Here is a 16,372-nt window from a genome sequence, read left to right as displayed (position 1 = left end):
TCCCTTCGGGAAAAAAGATTACAGGGCCTTCATGGTACCTTTCGGCAGAACGGCCGCCACGAAGTCACGCTTGATCATCACTTCCGTGGTGTCGTTCAGCGCGATGGCGATGATGCCGGTGTCGGCCACTTTGGTCACGCGACCGATCAGGCCGCCGGTGGTCAGCACTTCGTCGCCTTTACCGATGGAGTCCATCAGCTTCTTGTGATCTTTCGCGCGCTTCTGCTGTGGGCGCAGGATCATGAAGTAGAAGATCAGGCCGAACACCACCAGCATAATGATCAGAGAGTACGGGCTTCCCTGAGCCGGAGCCCCTGCGGATGCGACGGCGTCAGAAATGAAAAAGCTCATTGAAATTCCCTCATTAAGTTATCAATTATTAGATCAAGCGTTTAAAGGCGGAATCGGCTTGCCGATCCGACCATAGAAATCCGCAACAAACTGCTCTAATTTACCCTCTTCGATAGCCTGGCGTAAACCCGCCATGAGGCGCTGGTAGTGACGCAGGTTATGAATCGTGTTCAGTCGAGCACCCAATATTTCGTTGCAACGGTCGAGATGGTGCAAGTAGGCGCGGCTGTAATGGCGACACGTGTAGCAATCACAGTCCTTATCCAGCGGAGAAGTATCATCCTTGTGCTTGGCATTACGGATTTTTACCACACCGTCAGTCACGAACAGATGGCCGTTGCGGGCGTTGCGGGTCGGCATGACGCAGTCGAACATGTCGATGCCGCGACGCACGCCTTCCACCAAATCTTCCGGCTTGCCGACGCCCATCAAATAGCGTGGCTTATCTTCCGGAATTTGCGGGCAAACGTGTTCAAGAATGCGATGCATATCCTCTTTCGGCTCGCCTACAGCCAAGCCGCCCACAGCGTACCCGTCAAAGCCGATATCCACCAGCCCTTTGACTGAAACATCACGTAAATCTTCGTAAACGCCGCCCTGAATGATACCGAACAGCGCATTTTTATTTTCCAGCTCGTCGAAACGTTTGCGGCTACGTTCCGCCCAGCGCAGCGACATTTCCATCGAACGCTTGGCGTAGTCCCAGTCGGCCGGGTACGGCGTACATTCGTCGAAGATCATCACGATGTCGGAACCCAGGTCATACTGGATTTCCATCGATTTTTCCGGACTCAGGAACACCTTATCGCCGTTGATCGGGTTGCGGAAGTACACGCCTTCCTCTTTGATCTTGCGCATCGCCCCCAGGCTGAATACCTGGAAACCGCCGGAGTCGGTGAGGATCGGCCCATGCCACTGCATGAAGTCGTGCAGATCGCCGTGCAGTTTCATGATCTCCTGGCCCGGGCGCAGCCACAGGTGGAAGGTGTTGCCCAGCAGGATCTGTGCGCCGGTCTCTTTCACTTCTTCCGGCGTCATGCCCTTGACCGTACCGTAGGTACCGACCGGCATAAAGGCCGGGGTTTCCACCACGCCGCGGTCGAAGATCAGGCGGCCGCGACGCGCGCGGCCATCGGTAGTTTGTAGTTCGTACTTCACAAAGCCTCCAGCATCAGAGAAACAGTCTGATGTCGTTGAAACGGGGCCGCGCCGTGGGCGCAGCCCGGGAAATTAACCGCCGACGGACTCGTTTTCCGCCTGCGGGTTACGGCTGATGAACATCGCATCGCCGTAGCTGAAAAAGCGATACTGCTCGGCCACCGCCTGCTGATAGGCGTTCATGGTATTTTTATAGCCGGCGAAGGCCGACACCAGCATGATCAGGGTCGATTCCGGCAGGTGGAAATTGGTCACCAGCGCGTCGATCACCTGATAGTGATAGCCCGGATAGATAAAAATGCTGGTGTCGCCGAAGAACGGCGCAATCAGCGCCTCTTTGCTGGCCGCCGCGGCACTTTCCAGCGAACGCACCGAGGTGGTACCCACCGCCACGACGCGTTTGCCGCGCGCCTTGCAGGCCAGCACCGCATCGACCACGTCCTGCGGCACTTCGGCGTATTCGGCGTGCATCACATGATCTTCGATGGTTTCCACGCGCACCGGCTGGAAGGTGCCGGCGCCGACGTGCAGCGTCACGAACGCCATTTCTACGCCCTTGGCGCGCAGCGCCGCCAGCAGCGGTTCGTCGAAGTGCAGGCCGGCGGTCGGCGCGGCGACCGCGCCGGGTTTCTCGCTGTAGACCGTCTGATACAGCTCGCGGTCGGCGTCTTCATCCGGGCGGGCGATATAAGGCGGCAGCGGCATGTGGCCGGCGGCGTTGAGGATAGTGAACACGTCGCGTTCGTCGTTGAAGCGCAGCTCGAACAGCGTCTCGTGGCGCGCTACCATGGTGGCGGCGATGCTCTCGTCATCCCCCAACAGCAGCTCGGCGCCCGGCTTCGGCGCTTTCGACGCGCGCACGTGCGCCAGCACGCGATGGTCGTCCAGCACGCGCTCCACCAGCACTTCAATCTTGCCGCCGCTGACCTTGCGGCCGAACATGCGCGCCGGGATCACGCGGGTATTGTTGAACACCAGCAGGTCGCCGGCTTCCAGCTTATCCAGCAGATCGGTGAATACACCGTGCGTCAGCGCCCCGCTCGGCCCGTCCAGCTGCAGCAGGCGGCATGCGCTGCGTTCGGCCTGGGGATAGTGGGCAATCAGGGATTCGGGAAGTTCAAACGAAAAATCAGCGACGCGCATGGGTATTCACTTCTTCAATTTAGGGCTGGTTGGTAAAAAACAGGCGGCCTAGTCTAAAGCCGGGGGCGGTCAGCGGCAAGAAATAAGGAGGATTTGCCTGACTTCGGGTATAGTTGAGGGATGAATTTTCTCGCTCATCTTCACCTGGCCATGCTGGCGAACAGCTCGCTGCTGGGCAACCTGCTGGCCGATTTCGTGCGCGGCAACCCCGCCGCCGACTACCAGCCCGACGTGGTGGCCGGCATCATGATGCACCGCCGCGTCGACGTGCTGACCGACAGCCTGCCGCAGGTCAAAGCCAGCCGCGACTATTTCAGCGCCCCTTACCGCCGCGTGGCACCGATCACCCTCGACGTGGTGTGGGACCATTTTCTGGCGCGCCACTGGCAGCAGCTGGAGCCTTCGCGCGACCTGCACCAGTTTACCCAGGAAGCCCGCAGCCAGATCGAACCTTTTCTGCCGCTCACGCCGCCGCGCTTTCAGAACCTGAACGGCTACCTGTGGCCGGAACGCTGGCTGGAACGCTACGCCGAATTGCCGTTCATTGCCCGGGTGCTGCAGGGCATGGCCAGCCGCCGCCCGCGCCTCGATGCGCTGGCCGGCTCGTTCGCCGACGTCGAGCAACATTATCATCAGCTTGAAACACAGTTCTGGCAGTTTTACCCGCAAATGATGCGGCAGGCGAAGGACAAAGCGCTCTGAGGTCAAGCCCAAGCCATTGAAATTGCAACGCCTTGCAAGAATTTACGTTTTGCCGCTTGCCCTTTTGTGGGAAAAGGTTATTTTTAAAGCTCGCTAAATTATATCAACGACTTTGATAGGTGAAAGCTATCTCATCGATTGGTCTTTTACCCTTTATTCACCACGTCGCGGCCCCTATACTGGCCCTTGTTTTTACATCCACCCTTTAACACCTATTACAGGAGTAATTATGGTCCTGGTAACTCGTCAAGCCCCTGACTTCACTGCAGCTGCCGTACTGGGTAGCGGCGAAATCGTTGAAAACTTCAACCTGAAGAAGCACCTGAACGGCAAACCGGCCGTGCTGTTCTTCTGGCCAATGGACTTCACCTTCGTATGCCCTTCCGAGCTGATCGCTTTCGATCACCGCTATGAAGAGTTCCAGAAGCGTGGCGTTGAAGTGGTTGGCGTTTCCTTCGACTCAGAGTTCGTCCACAACGCATGGCGTAAAACCCCTGTCGACAAAGGCGGCATCGGTGAAGTGAAATACGCAATGGTTGCTGACATCAAGCGTGAAATCCAGAAAGCTTACGGCATCGAACACCCGGAAGCCGGCGTTGCGCTGCGCGGCTCTTTCCTGATCGACAAAGACGGCATCGTGCGTGCTCAGGTTGTTAACGACCTGCCAATCGGCCGTAACATCGACGAAATGATCCGTACCGTTGATGCGCTGCAATTCCACGAAGAGCACGGTGAAGTGTGCCCGGCTCAGTGGGAAAAAGGCAAAGCAGGTATGGGCGCTTCCCCAGACGGCGTTGCAAAATACCTGTCTGAAAACGCTGCCAAGCTGTAATTTCAGCCTGATAGTGAATCAACCGGCCCACGCGGCCGGTTTTTTTATGCCCCTTTATGGGGCAGACCGCCCACCTTCAGTGCTTTATTTCCCTGTTTCCGCTCACATTTCCCACCCTGCTCGCCGCGCGCACGCCCATCTGCGGCTACTATCAATAACGCTGGCTCGCGCTTTGCAAGTGAACAGCGGCAAGCAAACACAACACAATAAAAAACTGACAGGGTAGGAATAACTATGTTTTTACAGAAATGGAGCAAACCCCTGACCATGGCGGCGCTGCTGGTCAGCGGCAGCCTGTATGCGGCATCCAACCCGGCGGTGGAAGCCAAAAACGGCATGGTGGTCACCTCGCAACACCTGGCCTCGCAGGTCGGCGTGGATATCCTGAAGATGGGCGGCAACGCCATCGACGCCGCCGTGGCGGTGGGCTATGCGCAGGCGGTGGTTAACCCTTGCTGCGGCAACATCGGCGGCGGCGGCTTTATGACCGTCCACCTGGCGGACGGCACCGACACCTTCATCAACTTCCGTGAAACCGCGCCGGCGGCGGCCAGCGCCAACATGTATCTGGATGCCGACGGCAAGGTAAAGAAAGACGCCAGCCTGTACGGCTATCTGGCAGCGGGCGTGCCGGGCACCGTGCTGGGGATGGAAACCGCGCGTGAGAAGTACGGCAAGCTGAGCCGCGAACAGGTGCTGGCGCCGGCTATCAGGCTGGCGCGCGAAGGCTTTGTGCTGACCCGCGCCGATACCGATATTCTCGACACCACCGTCGCACGCTTCAAACAGGATCCCGAGTCGGCCAAAATCTTCCTGCGCCCGGACGGCAGCCCGCTGCAGCCAGGGGACAAACTGATGCAAACCGATCTGGCCAATACGCTGGAAGCCATCGCCAAAGGGGGAACCGACGCCTTCTATAAAGGCAAGATCCCGCAGGCGGTGGAGACGGCGGCCAAACAGGGCGGCGGCATCTTGACCGCCGCCGACTTCGCCAATTACAAGGTCACCGAAACCCCGCCGATTACCTGCAGCTATCGCGGCTACAAGTTTGTGTCGGCGCCGCCTCCCAGCTCCGGCGGCGTGACGCTGTGCGAAATCCTCAACGTGGTGGAAGGCTACGACCTGAAAAGCATGGGCTTCAACTCGGCGGCGGCCATTCACACCATGACCGAAGCGATGCGCCATGCCTACATGGACCGCAACACCTACCTCGGCGACCCGGAATTCATCAAGAACCCGATCGACCGGCTGGTGAGCAAGAGCTACGCCGAGCAGATCCGCAAGAAAATCGTCGCGGACAAGGCCACGCCATCGGAAAACGTGCAGCCCGGCATGGAGCCGCATGAAAAACCGGAAACCACCCACTATTCGATCGTCGATCACGACGGCAACGCCGTCTCCACCACCTATACCGTCAACGGCCGCTTCGGCGCCGTGGTGATCGCACCGGGCACCGGCTTCTTCCTCAACGACGAGATGGACGACTTTACGGTCAAAGTGGGCGAGAAAAACCTGTACGGACTGGTGCAGGGCACCGCCAACAGCATTGCCCCCGGTAAGCGCCCACTATCGTCGATGAGCCCGACGCTGGTGACCAAGGACAACAAGATCTTTATGGTACTGGGCTCGCCGGGCGGTTCGCGCATCATCACCATCACCCTGCAGACCGCGTTGAACGTGATCGACCACGGCATGGCGCCGCAGGAAGCGGTGGACGCACCGCGCATCCATCACCAATGGTTGCCGGATGAGGTGTACTACGAACAGCGCGGCGTTTCCGCCGATACGCTGAAGCTGCTGAGCGGTATGGGCTATAAGATGGTCGAGCAAACGCCGTGGGGCGCCGCCGAACTGATTCTGGTCGGTTTGCCGGGCGCGGCGGGCGTCAGCCCGGCCAACTCCGGCAACGACTCGGCGGTTTCCGGCAAGGTGCGCGAAGGCTATCTGTATGGCGCCAACGACGTGCGTCGCCCGGCAGGTTCTGCGGTCGGTTACTGATGTAAACGCCTACTCACTTTTATCGCGGGGGCCCTTTGGCCCCCGCAGTTGCTTTAGCCTTCGCAGCGCCACACGGTGGCCGACTCTTCCGCCAGCTGCAGGCGCAGCCCGCCTGCCGTTTCGCTCAACTCTCCCCGCCCTTCCACACGCCGCCACGGGCCGCGCGCCAACAGCGGGTTGTGCGGCAGCTGCGCCTGGCCGCTGCCGTCGCGCTGCAGCGCCACCAGCACCTGCTCCTGCTGATACAGGCGCACGAACACCAGCGTTTCTCCGCTGGCATACAGCACCTGACAGCCGCCGCGACGCAATGCCACGCTCTGTTTACGCAGCGCCGCCATGCGCTGGAACAGCGCCAACAGCGGCCGGTCCCAGTCGCCGACGTCCCACGGGAACGGCTTGCGGCAGAACGGATCGTTGCCGCCGTCCAGACCAATCTCATCGCCGTAGTAGAGACAAGGCACGCCAATCCAGCTCAGCAACCACACCGCTGCCATCTGCATGCGCGCCGCGTTCCCCTGCAACAGCGTGAGAAAACGCGCGGTATCGTGGCTGTCCAACTGGTTGAACTGGATCAGCTGGCGGCCGTGCGGCAGCCCGGCGCGGTAACCGTCCATCCACTGCGCGCACCCGGCGGCGTCCAGCCGCACCGGGTGATAGGCCACGTCCAGCCCCGCCAAAAATGCCCGCACCGGCAGCGCGAACCCCATGTAGTTCATCGCCGCGTCCTCCACGCCGGCGTGCAGCCAGCGGCGCGCGTCGCCGAAATGCTCGCCCAAGACGTAGGCCTGCGGGTTCTCCTGCTTCACCGCCTGATAGATGCCAGCCAGGTGGTTCAAGTTGCCGGTGGCGCCGCCGTTCTCCCCCAGCATGTGCACCACGTCCAGCCGCCAACCGTCGATGCTGTACGGCGGGCGCAGCCAGTGGCGCACCACGCTGCCTTCTCCGCGATAGATCGCTTCCGCCACCTGCGGCTCGGCGAAGTTAAACTTCGGCAGGCTGGCGTTGCCCTTCCAGTCGAGCGCGCGGCCGTCCGGGTAAAAGTTGAACCAGCCGCGATACGGTGAATCGGGGTGGTGACAGGCGCCGTTTTCGCCCTGGCGATGGCGGTCGAACCACGGATGCGAGTCGCCGGTGTGGTTGAATACCCCGTCCAGCACCAGTTTCATGCCCACCTTGTGAGTGCTCACTCGCAAACGCTGCAGCGCCGCGTTGCCGCCAAAGTGCGGATCGACCTGGTAATAGTCCTCGGTATCGTACTTATGCACGCTCGGCGCGGTAAAAATCGGGTTCAGATACAGCGCCGTCACGCCCAGCTGCTGCAAATACGGCAGTTTGGCGCTGATGCCGTCCAGATCGCCGCCGTAAAAGGTCGAGGCGGCGTGGCGATCCTCCAGCGGATGCTGCCAGTCGCGCCGAATCACCTCGGCACCGGCCGCGTGATGGCGGTAGCTGCCGCTCTGGATGCCGTGTTCGCCGCCGCTGCTGGCGAACCGATCGGGGAAAATCTGGTAGAACAGCTGATCCGCCACCCATTCGGGGCCATGGTCGGGCTCGTCGACGGCGAACTGCGCCAGCTGGCCCGGCGGCGTTGGCGACCAGCCCTGCGGGCCGAACCACTGCTGGCTATCGGCCCACAGCAGCTTGAAGCAGTAACGCCGCGTCGGCTCGCCCTCATTCAGCGTCAGGCTGGCCTGGTAGCGCCGCATTCCCTCGTGACGCTGCGCTTTCATCACCAGCAGCCACTCTTCGTTGTCCGGTTCGGCGCGCAAAAACACCCGTTCCGGCAGTTCATCCCCCTGTAACCACAGCGTGATATCCAAACGTTGCCCTTGCTTCACCACAAAAGGCGGGACCGGTTGATGCCAGGCGTTAAGCATACTGTTTCTCCTGCTGTACCAAACGAAATCGACGGCGTTCTTCAAGAAGCGAACAATGCCACGTTAAGTGCAACTCCCCCTCCTCTCTGGCCGCAAAACCCGGGGATGAGCCGGGGGGCGGAGACCGAAAAATAACGCTAACTCGATGTAAAAAAAGGTAAACAGGCACAAATCCTGCGCGTTACCCCTTAGGCTAACGCGTTTTAAGTTTACAGGATATTTTTTGCGCATTTTTTAAGGAGCGGTAATGCAACAACAGATAACGCGCTGGCTGGAACAGTTTGGTTTGGAATTCGGCGGAGTGATGTCGCTGTTGATGGTATTGGGGTTGATTGTCCTGATCTCGGTCGCGATCCACCTGGTGCTGCACCGGGTGGTGCTGGCCGCCCTTCAGCGCCGTGGCCAGCAATCGCAGCGCGTCTGGCAACAGGCCATCACCCAATACAAACTGTTCCAGCGCGTGGCGCTGCTGCTGCAAGGGGTGATCATCAGCATCCAGGCGACGCTGTGGTTGCAGAGCGGCAGCCAAACCCAGGCGGTGATCGTCACCGCCGCGCAGGTGTGGATCCTCGCCTTCACCCTGCTGTCGCTGTTCTCGCTGTTGGATACGCTGCTGGCGCTGCTGCGCCAAAGCCCGATTTCCAATCAGCTGCCGCTGCGCGGCATTTTCCAGGGCCTGAAACTGGTGGCGGCGATCCTGATCGGCATCATGATCGTTTCGTTGCTGATGGGCAAATCGCCGCTGCTGCTGCTCAGCGGCCTGGGTGCCATGACCGCGGTCTTGATGTTGGTGTTCAAGGATCCGATCCTCGGGCTGGTGGCCGGCATTCAGCTCTCCGCCAACGATATGCTGAAGATCGGCGACTGGCTGGAAATGCCGAAATACGGCGCCGACGGCGCGGTCACCGACATCGGCCTGACCACGGTCAAAGTGCGTAACTGGGACAACACCGTCACCACCATTCCCACCTACGCGCTGATCTCCGACTCATTCAAAAACTGGCGGTCGATGTCGGAATCCGGCGGGCGTCGCATCAAGCGCAGCCTGAATATCGACACCGGCAGCGTGCACTTCCTGTCGGAAGAGGAACAGCGCCGCCTGCAGCGCAACCCGCTGCTGCACAGCTACCTGAACGTCAAGACCCAAGAGCTGAGCCAGCATAACCAGGAGATCGCCGTCGATCTGGCCTCGCCGCTCAACGGCCGCCGCCTGACCAACCTCGGCACGCTGCGCGCCTATCTGGAAGCCTATCTGCGCGCTCACCCGCGCATTCACCAGAACATGACGCTGATGGTGCGCCAGCTGGCACCGACGCCGGAAGGCCTGCCGCTGGAAATCTACGCCTTCACCAACACCACGGTCTGGGCGGAGTATGAAAGCATTCAGGCAGATATTTTCGACCATATTCTGGCGGTGATCGACGAGTTCGGCCTGCGCGTGCATCAAACGCCAACCGGCAATGACCTGCGCGGCATGCTGCTACAAAACGCGAACGCTTCCTGACGTCGGCTGACGTAACTGTGTCTGCTGGTAATGATGTTCTTTCAATTGCCAGCAGATATCTCCATCCCCTTCTTTTCCCCGGCGAAAACGGCGTTAATGCGCCATCACCTTCACCACCGAGAGGGAAAGCCCTTGCTGAAACGGTTACGTCATCGGCTGTTTACCCTGATGGCCACCCTGCTGTTTATCGGCTGCCTGCACAGCGCTTCGCTGGACGAAAGCCGCATGCCACGCAATCTGCAACCTTCGCTGAGCGCCCTCAGCAGCAATATGCAGGACATTCGCGAAGTGCTGGCGCGCTGCGCCGGCGAGGAAGAGGAAGAACGCCTTAACGGCGGCGACATGCGTATCGAAGCGCGCGCCGCCGGGGAGGATGAAGTGGAAGACAAACGCTAAAAAAACACCGGCCTCAGCCGGTGTTTTTCCATTTAGTCTTGCTGCGTCGCCAACGGCGCGCGTTTTTTCTGATGGTTGACCTTGAACCAGTATCCCGCCAGCAGCAATACCACCCAGACCAGTCCAGCGTACAGCGAGACGCGCGTGGTCGGGAAGTAGCCGATCAGGCCGATGATGAACACCAGGAACACGATCGCCACCACCGAGGTGAACACCCCGCCGCGCAGCGGGAACGCCAGCTGCTTCACCTGCTCTTTGCTCAGGCTGCGGCGGAAGGCGATTTGGGAGAACAGGATCATGATCCACACCCACACGGTGGCGAAGGTCGCCAGGGACGCGATCACCAGGAACACGCTCTCCGGCATGATGTAGTTGAGATATACCGCCAGCAACAGCGCCAGCATCATCACCACCACCGTCACCCAGGGAATGCCGCGTTTCGACACCTTGCTGAACATCTTCGGCGCGTGGCCCTGCTCGGCCATGCCGTGCAGCATGCGGCCGACGCCGAACACGTCGCTGTTGATCGCCGACAGCGAAGCGGTGATCACCACGAAGTTGAGAATGCCTGCCGCCACGGTGATGCCCATATGCTGGAAGGTCAGCACGAACGGGCTGCCGTTGGTGCCCACCTGGTTCCACGGGTAGATAGACATGATGACGAACAGCGTGCCGACGTAGAACACCAGAATGCGCCACGGCACCGAGTTGATGGCCTTCGGAATCGATTTTTTCGGATCTTTGGCTTCGCCGGCGGTGATGCCGATGATTTCAATGCCGCCGTAAGCGAACATCACCAGCTGCAGCGACAGGATCATGCCGATAAAGCCGTTGCTGAAGAAGCCGCCGTTCGACCACAGGTTATGAATGCCGGTCGGTTGCCCGCCGTTGCCGATGCCCCAGATGATGATGCCGATGCCGGCCGCGATCATGATGATGATGGTGGCGACCTTGAAGAACGAGAACCAGAACTCCAGCTCGCCGAATACCTTGACGCTCATCAGGTTGATGGCGCCGATGATCAGCACCACGCTCAGCACCCAGATCCAGTGCGGCACTTCAGGGAACCAGACCCCCATATAGATGCCGAAGGCGGTCACGTCGGCGATGGCGACGATCAGGATTTCAAAGCAGTAGGTCCAGCCGGTGATGTAACCCGCCATCGGGCCGAGGTAGTCCTGCGCGTAGCGGGAAAACGAGCTGGCCTGCGGGTTGTTGACCGACATCTCCCCCAGTGCGCGCATGATGATAAAGGCCACGATGCCGCCGATCAGGTAAGCCAGCAGCACGCTCGGGCCGGCCATTTTGATGGCGTCCGCCGAGCCGTAGAACAACCCGGTGCCGATGGCCGATCCCAGCGCCATAAAGCGGATATGACGCGTACTGAGGCCGCGTTTCAGCTTATTGTCGGGGGCCGTGGTGGGTGACTGTTGTTGCATGAAGATGACCCATAGTTTTAAACGTAAAAAAGCCACGGACATGTCCGTGGCCCTGGATTAAGCCGGGGGATTATCAGTGCGCGGTCACTTGGGAACGCGTACACACCCGATCATAAATCGCGACCAGCACCAGCATCAGCAGCGAAGGCGGCAACCATGCCAGCCCCTGCTCCGCCAGCGGCAGGTGAGTGGTCCAGGCCGGCAGCAGCTGCTGGAAACTGGAGGCTTTAACCGCGTCAAGGATACCAAACAACAGGCTGACAAGCATCACCGGCGCGATGATGCGCGGCGCGCTGTGCCACCAACGCAGGGTGAAGCTCAGCACCACCAGCACGATGCACGGCGGGTAAATCGCGGTCAGCACCGGAATGGAAATCTGAATCAGGTGGCTCAGGCCGAGGTTGGACACCACCATCGAGAACAGGCCCAGGATAAACACCAGCGTCTTGTACGAGAACGGCAGGTATTGCGCGAAGAACTCGGCGCAGGCGCAGGTCAGGCCGACCGCGGTTACCATACAGGCGATGAAGATCAGCGCCGCCAGGAAGAAGCTGCCCAGGCCGCCGAAGGTGTTCTGAACGTAAGCGTGCAGGATCACCGCGCCGTTGGTGGCGTCAGGCACCAACGCGCCGCTGCCGGAGCCCAGCTTGAACAGGCTCAGGTAAACCAGCGTCAGGCCCACGCCGGCAATCAAACCGGCCAGAATGGTGTAACGGGTCAACAGACCGGCGTCTTTCACGCCGCGCGATCGCGCCGCGTTGACGATAACGATGCCGAATACCAGCGCGCCCAGCGTATCCATGGTCAGATAGCCGTTAACGAAGCCGGAGGAGAAAGGCACGCTCTGGTAAGCCGCCGTCGCCGGGATCGGCGCACCGGCAGGCCACAGCAGCGCGGCGATGCCCAATACGGCCAGCGCCACAATCTTCAGCGGTGCCAGCACGTGGCCGACGGTGTCGAGCAGGCGGCCCGGATACAGGGAGATGCCGATCACCAGCGCGAAGTACACCAGGCTGTAGATGAACAGCGGCATGGCGCCGTCGCCGGTCAGCGGGGCGATGCCTACTTCAAAGGACACGGTAGCGGTACGCGGCGTGGCGAACAGCGGACCGACGGCCAGGTAGCAGACGGTCGCCAGCAAGAGGCCGGCGCCACGGCCGATCGGTGAGCTGAGGGCGTCGATGCCGCCGCCGACGCGCGCCAGCGCGATGACGGTGATGACCGGCAGACCGACGGCGGTGATCAGGAAGCCCAGCGCCGCGGTCCAGACGTGTTCACCGGACTGCAAGCCGACCATCGGCGGGAAGATGATGTTCCCGGCCCCGACGAATAAGGCAAAGGTCATAAAGCCCAGTGCCAGGATATCTTTTGACGTTAAACGATGACTCATACGATGTCGTGTTGCCTGTTCAAATGAAAAATAGTGTCCGATAGCGTGGTGGCGTGACGCCCCACCCGGTTGCCGGCATGCCCGATCGTTGCAGCGCCAAATAAGCACCCTAAACGCAATAGATCCGGCGTTTATGTCCCTATTCGAAAGTGGCCGCTCATGAAGATGGGCAAAATTTTAGGAGTTATAAAAATGGAGGTTTAATCCGACAACGAAGGCTAAGGTAAACGTTTATAGCGCTTCAAGGCAAGGCGCACGGCGAAAAGCAGAACTATCGACCATATAAACTTTTACCACCAGTCGATCATATTGGCTATCAATAAATATACACTACATGATTTGTATCATTTTTGAACAACAGATTCACGAAACGTGAAGCATATATCACTTTACCGCGCGAAAACGCCAATAAATGCCCGGTTTTCGCGTGGCATAAGCTCCGTTTGGCCGTGAAAAAAGGCGAAAATTACGCCGTTTTTTGCCGCTTATTGCACCGTGGCCGACGCGAGCGGCTGCAAGCCGAGCGCCTGGCGGGTCTTCTGCAGGGCGGCCGGCGGCAGCGGCAGATAGCCGTCGTGATTGACCAGGCTCTGCCCTGCGGTCGACAGCACGCGGTCGAGGAACGCGGCGGTCAGCGGTTCGAGCGGTTGATTGGGGGCTTTGTTGATATAGATATAGAGATAGCGCGACAGCGGGTAGCGATCGTTACGCACGTTGGCGGCGGTAGGTGCGACATAGTCCTCTCCCGACTCCGCCAACGGCAGCAGCCGCACACCGCTGGCGCGAAAGCCGATGCTGGCATAGCCGATGCCGTTGAGCGAACCGGCCACTGCCTGCACCACCGAAGCTGAGCCGGGCAGCTCATTGACGCGCGGCATAAAATCGCCGCCGCACAGCGCGCGCAGTTTGAAATAGCCGTAGGTACCGGACGCCGAGTTGCGGCCGAAGCGCTGCAGCGAGCGCGTTGCCCAGTCGCCGCTGAGCCCCAGCTCGCCCCAGCGCGTCAGCGGTTTGCTTTCACCGCAGCGCCGGGTGGCGGAGAAAATGCGATCGAGCTGCTGCAAATTGAGGCCGCGCAGCGGGTTATCCTGATGCACCAATACCACCAGCGCATCCACCGCCACCGGCACCGCCAGCGGCGCATAGCCGTAACGGTGTTCGAACGCCGAAACCTCGGCCGCCTTCATCGGCCGGCTCATCGGGCCCAGCTGCGCGGCGCCCGCCGCCAACGCGGTCGGCGCGGTAGAGGAGCCGGCGGCCTGGATCTGCAGGTTAACGTTGGGGTAATGCTGGCTGAAATCCTGCGCCCACAGCGCCATCAGATTCGCCAGAGTGTCAGAACCGACGCTGGACAGGTTGCCCGCCAGCATGCCTTCGGGCTGCGCCAGCGCGCCGCGTCCGGCCAGCAGCGCCAGGCAAAGCAACAGCCCTCGGGTTATTCGGGTCATACCGGTGTCTCGCGTTAATTTTTCACCGCATTCTCTGATAAAGCGGCGGGAACAATCAACCGGTTGGGTAAGGTAAAGATAAAGCGCGTGCCGATCCCCGGCTCGCTGAGGATCTCCAGCCGCGCGTCGTGATGGCTGAGCGCGTGTTTGACGATCGCCAGCCCCAGCCCGCTGCCGCCGGTTTGGCGCGAACGGGCCTTGTCGACGCGGTAAAAACGCTCGGTCAGGCGCGGAAGGTGTTCGGCGGCGATGCCCGGCCCGTTGTCGCTGACCTGGAACTGCGCGCCGTGCGCCGTCTGCTGCCAGCTCACTTCGATATGGGTGCCCTTCGGCGTGTGGTTAACCGCGTTGTACACCAGGTTAGACACCGCGCTGCGCAACTGGTCTTCATTGCCGAACACGTTGAGCTGTTCGTTCACCCGGAAGCTGATCTCGTGATTGCCGCCGCTCAGCGATTGCGCCTCGCGCTGCAACACCCGCAGCATCAGCGGAATATCCACCCGCTCGTTCATGTCGACATTGGGCGCTGCCTCGATGCGCGACAGCGTCAGCAGCTGCTTGACCAGCCCGTCCATCCGGCGGGTCTGCTCTTGCATGGTGCCGAGCGCCTTGCTGCGCAGCGAGCCGTCCTGCTCTTCGTCGCCCATCATCTCCAGGTAGCCCTGCAGCACCGTCAGCGGCGTGCGCAGCTCATGGCTGACGTTGGCAAAGAAGTTGCGCCGCGCGCCCTCCAGCTGGCGCATCTGGGTGACGTCGCGCGCCACCATCAGCAGCTGCCCTTCGGAGTAAGGCATTACGCGGAATTCGACGTAGTGTGCGTTGTTCAGCTGCAGCGTCAGCGGGCGCGAGAACTCCTGCTGTTGCAGGTAGTGGCTGAATTCCGGATAGCGCAGCAGGTTGAGGATGTGCTGGCCGTTGTCTTCCGGCCAGCGAAAGCCGAGCAGATGCTGCGCCAGCCCGTTGCACCAGAAGATATTGCCTTCGACGGTGGTCATCACCACCGCATCAGGCAGCGATTCGGCCCCGCTGCGAAAGCGCTTGATCAGCAGCGCCAGCTCGCGCCGGCGGCGGCGATTGCGCTGCTGCATCTGATACAGGCCATAGAACAGCGGCTCCCAGCTCCAGCGGCCGGGCGGCGGCGTCATGCTGCGGTCGATCCACAGCCAATGGGAGAGTTTGAGCTGGTTGTAGAAATTCCACACCAGCGCAGCCAGCGCGGAGGCCAGCAGGAACCAGGGCAGATAACCGAAAATCAGCCCCAGCAGTAAGGCGGGCAGACAAAAAAGAGCCAGCTCCAGAGCCAGCCTCTTCCACGACAGACGTTCTAACACGGCATATTCTCCAGCGCGGCGCGATCAGTAGCGCGTTGAGAACCGGTAGCCGGTGCCCCGAACGGTTTGAACCATTTTATCATGCCCACTGGTTTCTAACGCCTTGCGGAGCCGACGGATATGCACGTCAACGGTACGGTCTTCCACATAAACGTTAGTGCCCCAGACGTGATTAAGCAACTGCTCACGGCTATAAACCCGCTCTGGGTGGGTCATAAAGAAGTGCAGCAGCTTGAACTCGGTCGGCCCCATGTCCAACGCCTGATCGTTAGCCATCACGCGGTGGGAGGACGGATCCAGGCTCAGCCCTTGCATTTCAATCACTTCTTCCACCGCCATCGGTGAAATGCGGCGCATGACCGCCTTGATGCGCGCCACCAGCTCCTTGGGCGAGAACGGCTTGGTGATATAATCATCCGCCCCCACTTCCAGGCCGCGCACGCGGTCTTCCTCTTCGCCGCGCGCGGTCAGCATCATGACCGGAATATCGCGGGTCAGCGCTTCGCGCTTCATATGTTTGATAAACTGAATGCCGGAACCGCCGGGCAACATCCAGTCGAGCAACACCAAATCAGGGAACGGCTCAGACAGGCGCGTCACGGCGCTGTCATAATCCTCGGCTTCCAACGGTTGGTAACCATTCTGTTCCAACACAAAGCACACCATCTCACGGATCGGCGCTTCGTCTTCCACCACCAGTATGCGTCTTGCCATCGTCAATCCTGCCAATGTGTTAGCGACTTTGCGGGCGCCATTATGCGTCAGTTTTGTGACACTTTTATGAAAAAAAGCGGCTGTTATAG

At 60.3% G+C, this 16,372-nt stretch carries 14 protein-coding genes; 5 read left to right on the top strand and 9 right to left on the bottom strand.

The window, feature by feature from the left end; all coding sequences use genetic code 11:
* Window positions 1-18: 18 nt before the first annotated feature.
* The 3 genes from yajC to queA form a co-directional block, all read right to left on the bottom strand.
* Entirely contained in the window at window positions 19-351 is a 333-nt protein-coding gene (gene yajC, locus C3F38_RS07235) for a preprotein translocase subunit YajC (RefSeq protein WP_004940391.1), read from the bottom strand.
* A gap of 33 nt (window positions 352-384) precedes the next feature.
* Window positions 385-1,509, bottom strand: a complete 1,125-nt coding sequence (tgt, locus tag C3F38_RS07230) for a tRNA guanosine(34) transglycosylase Tgt (RefSeq protein ID WP_033647322.1) — start codon at window positions 1,507-1,509, stop codon at window positions 385-387.
* A gap of 72 nt (window positions 1,510-1,581) precedes the next feature.
* Window positions 1,582-2,652, bottom strand: coding sequence for a tRNA preQ1(34) S-adenosylmethionine ribosyltransferase-isomerase QueA (queA, locus tag C3F38_RS07225; protein ID WP_016928878.1), 1,071 nt, complete (start codon window positions 2,650-2,652; stop codon window positions 1,582-1,584).
* Between the two features lie 120 nt (window positions 2,653-2,772).
* On the opposite strand from queA, the gene C3F38_RS07220 reads away from it, so the two are divergent.
* From C3F38_RS07220 to ggt, 3 genes are all read left to right on the top strand, one after another.
* The gene (locus tag C3F38_RS07220; RefSeq protein WP_038873250.1) at window positions 2,773-3,354 is read left to right on the top strand and encodes an ACP phosphodiesterase; all 582 of its coding nucleotides are present in this window, start codon (window positions 2,773-2,775) and stop codon (window positions 3,352-3,354) included.
* 229 nt (window positions 3,355-3,583) lie between these two features.
* Window positions 3,584-4,186 carry a peroxiredoxin C gene (locus C3F38_RS07215; protein WP_019454212.1) on the top strand — a complete coding sequence of 201 codons (603 nt, stop codon included), beginning with the start codon at window positions 3,584-3,586 and terminating at the stop codon, window positions 4,184-4,186.
* A 234-nt stretch (window positions 4,187-4,420) separates the two neighbouring features.
* Window positions 4,421-6,184 carry a gamma-glutamyltransferase gene (gene ggt, locus C3F38_RS07210; RefSeq protein WP_055316786.1) on the top strand — a complete coding sequence of 588 codons (1,764 nt, stop codon included), beginning with the start codon at window positions 4,421-4,423 and terminating at the stop codon, window positions 6,182-6,184.
* A 53-nt stretch (window positions 6,185-6,237) separates the two neighbouring features.
* Here ggt and malZ read toward each other — a convergent pair whose 3' ends face one another.
* Entirely contained in the window at window positions 6,238-8,061 is a 1,824-nt protein-coding gene (gene malZ, locus C3F38_RS07205) for a maltodextrin glucosidase (protein ID WP_103791757.1), read from the bottom strand.
* Window positions 8,062-8,308: 247 nt separating this feature from the next.
* On the opposite strand from malZ, the gene C3F38_RS07200 reads away from it, so the two are divergent.
* Both C3F38_RS07200 and C3F38_RS07195 read left to right on the top strand, forming a co-directional pair.
* Entirely contained in the window at window positions 8,309-9,565 is a 1,257-nt protein-coding gene (locus tag C3F38_RS07200; protein ID WP_049270771.1) for a mechanosensitive ion channel family protein, read from the top strand.
* Between the two features lie 132 nt (window positions 9,566-9,697).
* Entirely contained in the window at window positions 9,698-9,961 is a 264-nt protein-coding gene (locus tag C3F38_RS07195; protein ID WP_038873243.1) for a hypothetical protein, read from the top strand.
* 32 nt (window positions 9,962-9,993) lie between these two features.
* Here the strand turns inward: C3F38_RS07195 and proY are convergent, their stop codons facing one another.
* From proY to phoB, 5 genes are all read right to left on the bottom strand, one after another.
* The gene (gene proY, locus C3F38_RS07190; RefSeq protein WP_019454218.1) at window positions 9,994-11,400 is read right to left on the bottom strand and encodes a proline-specific permease ProY; all 1,407 of its coding nucleotides are present in this window, start codon (window positions 11,398-11,400) and stop codon (window positions 9,994-9,996) included.
* Window positions 11,401-11,473: 73 nt separating this feature from the next.
* A complete protein-coding gene (gene brnQ, locus C3F38_RS07185; RefSeq protein WP_038873241.1) occupies window positions 11,474-12,790 on the bottom strand; it encodes a branched-chain amino acid transport system II carrier protein in 1,317 nt (438 codons plus the stop codon).
* A 485-nt stretch (window positions 12,791-13,275) separates the two neighbouring features.
* Entirely contained in the window at window positions 13,276-14,238 is a 963-nt protein-coding gene (locus C3F38_RS07180) for a PstS family phosphate ABC transporter substrate-binding protein (protein WP_038873239.1), read from the bottom strand.
* A gap of 14 nt (window positions 14,239-14,252) precedes the next feature.
* Window positions 14,253-15,569 carry a phosphate regulon sensor histidine kinase PhoR gene (gene phoR / locus C3F38_RS07175; RefSeq protein ID WP_047728751.1) on the bottom strand — a complete coding sequence of 439 codons (1,317 nt, stop codon included), beginning with the start codon at window positions 15,567-15,569 and terminating at the stop codon, window positions 14,253-14,255.
* Window positions 15,570-15,593: 24 nt separating this feature from the next.
* Entirely contained in the window at window positions 15,594-16,283 is a 690-nt protein-coding gene (phoB, locus tag C3F38_RS07170) for a phosphate response regulator transcription factor PhoB (RefSeq protein ID WP_004940438.1), read from the bottom strand.
* Window positions 16,284-16,372 lie beyond the last annotated feature (89 nt).

It is taken from the genome of Serratia sp. SSNIH1 (assembly GCF_002935055.1).
GTDB lineage: Bacteria > Pseudomonadota > Gammaproteobacteria > Enterobacterales > Enterobacteriaceae > Serratia > Serratia nevei.
Note: the sequence above shows the minus strand (reverse complement) of the source record. Positions and strands in the feature narration are given on the sequence as shown.

Bases quoted from the DNA above. Each gene is read 5' to 3' on its own strand.
- malZ (WP_103791757.1), bottom strand. From the start codon at position 8,061: ATGCTTAACGCCTGGCATCAACCGGTCCCGCCTTTTGTGGTGAAGCAA.
- phoB (WP_004940438.1), bottom strand. From the start codon at position 16,283: ATGGCAAGACGCATACTGGTGGTGGAAGACGAAGCGCCGATCCGTGAG.
- queA (WP_016928878.1), bottom strand. From the start codon at position 2,652: ATGCGCGTCGCTGATTTTTCGTTTGAACTTCCCGAATCCCTGATTGCC.
- brnQ (WP_038873241.1), bottom strand. From the start codon at position 12,790: ATGAGTCATCGTTTAACGTCAAAAGATATCCTGGCACTGGGCTTTATG.
- yajC (WP_004940391.1), bottom strand. From the start codon at position 351: ATGAGCTTTTTCATTTCTGACGCCGTCGCATCCGCAGGGGCTCCGGCT.
- C3F38_RS07220 (WP_038873250.1), top strand. From the start codon at position 2,773: ATGAATTTTCTCGCTCATCTTCACCTGGCCATGCTGGCGAACAGCTCG.
- proY (WP_019454218.1), bottom strand. From the start codon at position 11,400: ATGCAACAACAGTCACCCACCACGGCCCCCGACAATAAGCTGAAACGC.
- C3F38_RS07215 (WP_019454212.1), top strand. From the start codon at position 3,584: ATGGTCCTGGTAACTCGTCAAGCCCCTGACTTCACTGCAGCTGCCGTA.
- ggt (WP_055316786.1), top strand. From the start codon at position 4,421: ATGTTTTTACAGAAATGGAGCAAACCCCTGACCATGGCGGCGCTGCTG.
- C3F38_RS07180 (WP_038873239.1), bottom strand. From the start codon at position 14,238: ATGACCCGAATAACCCGAGGGCTGTTGCTTTGCCTGGCGCTGCTGGCC.
- C3F38_RS07200 (WP_049270771.1), top strand. From the start codon at position 8,309: ATGCAACAACAGATAACGCGCTGGCTGGAACAGTTTGGTTTGGAATTC.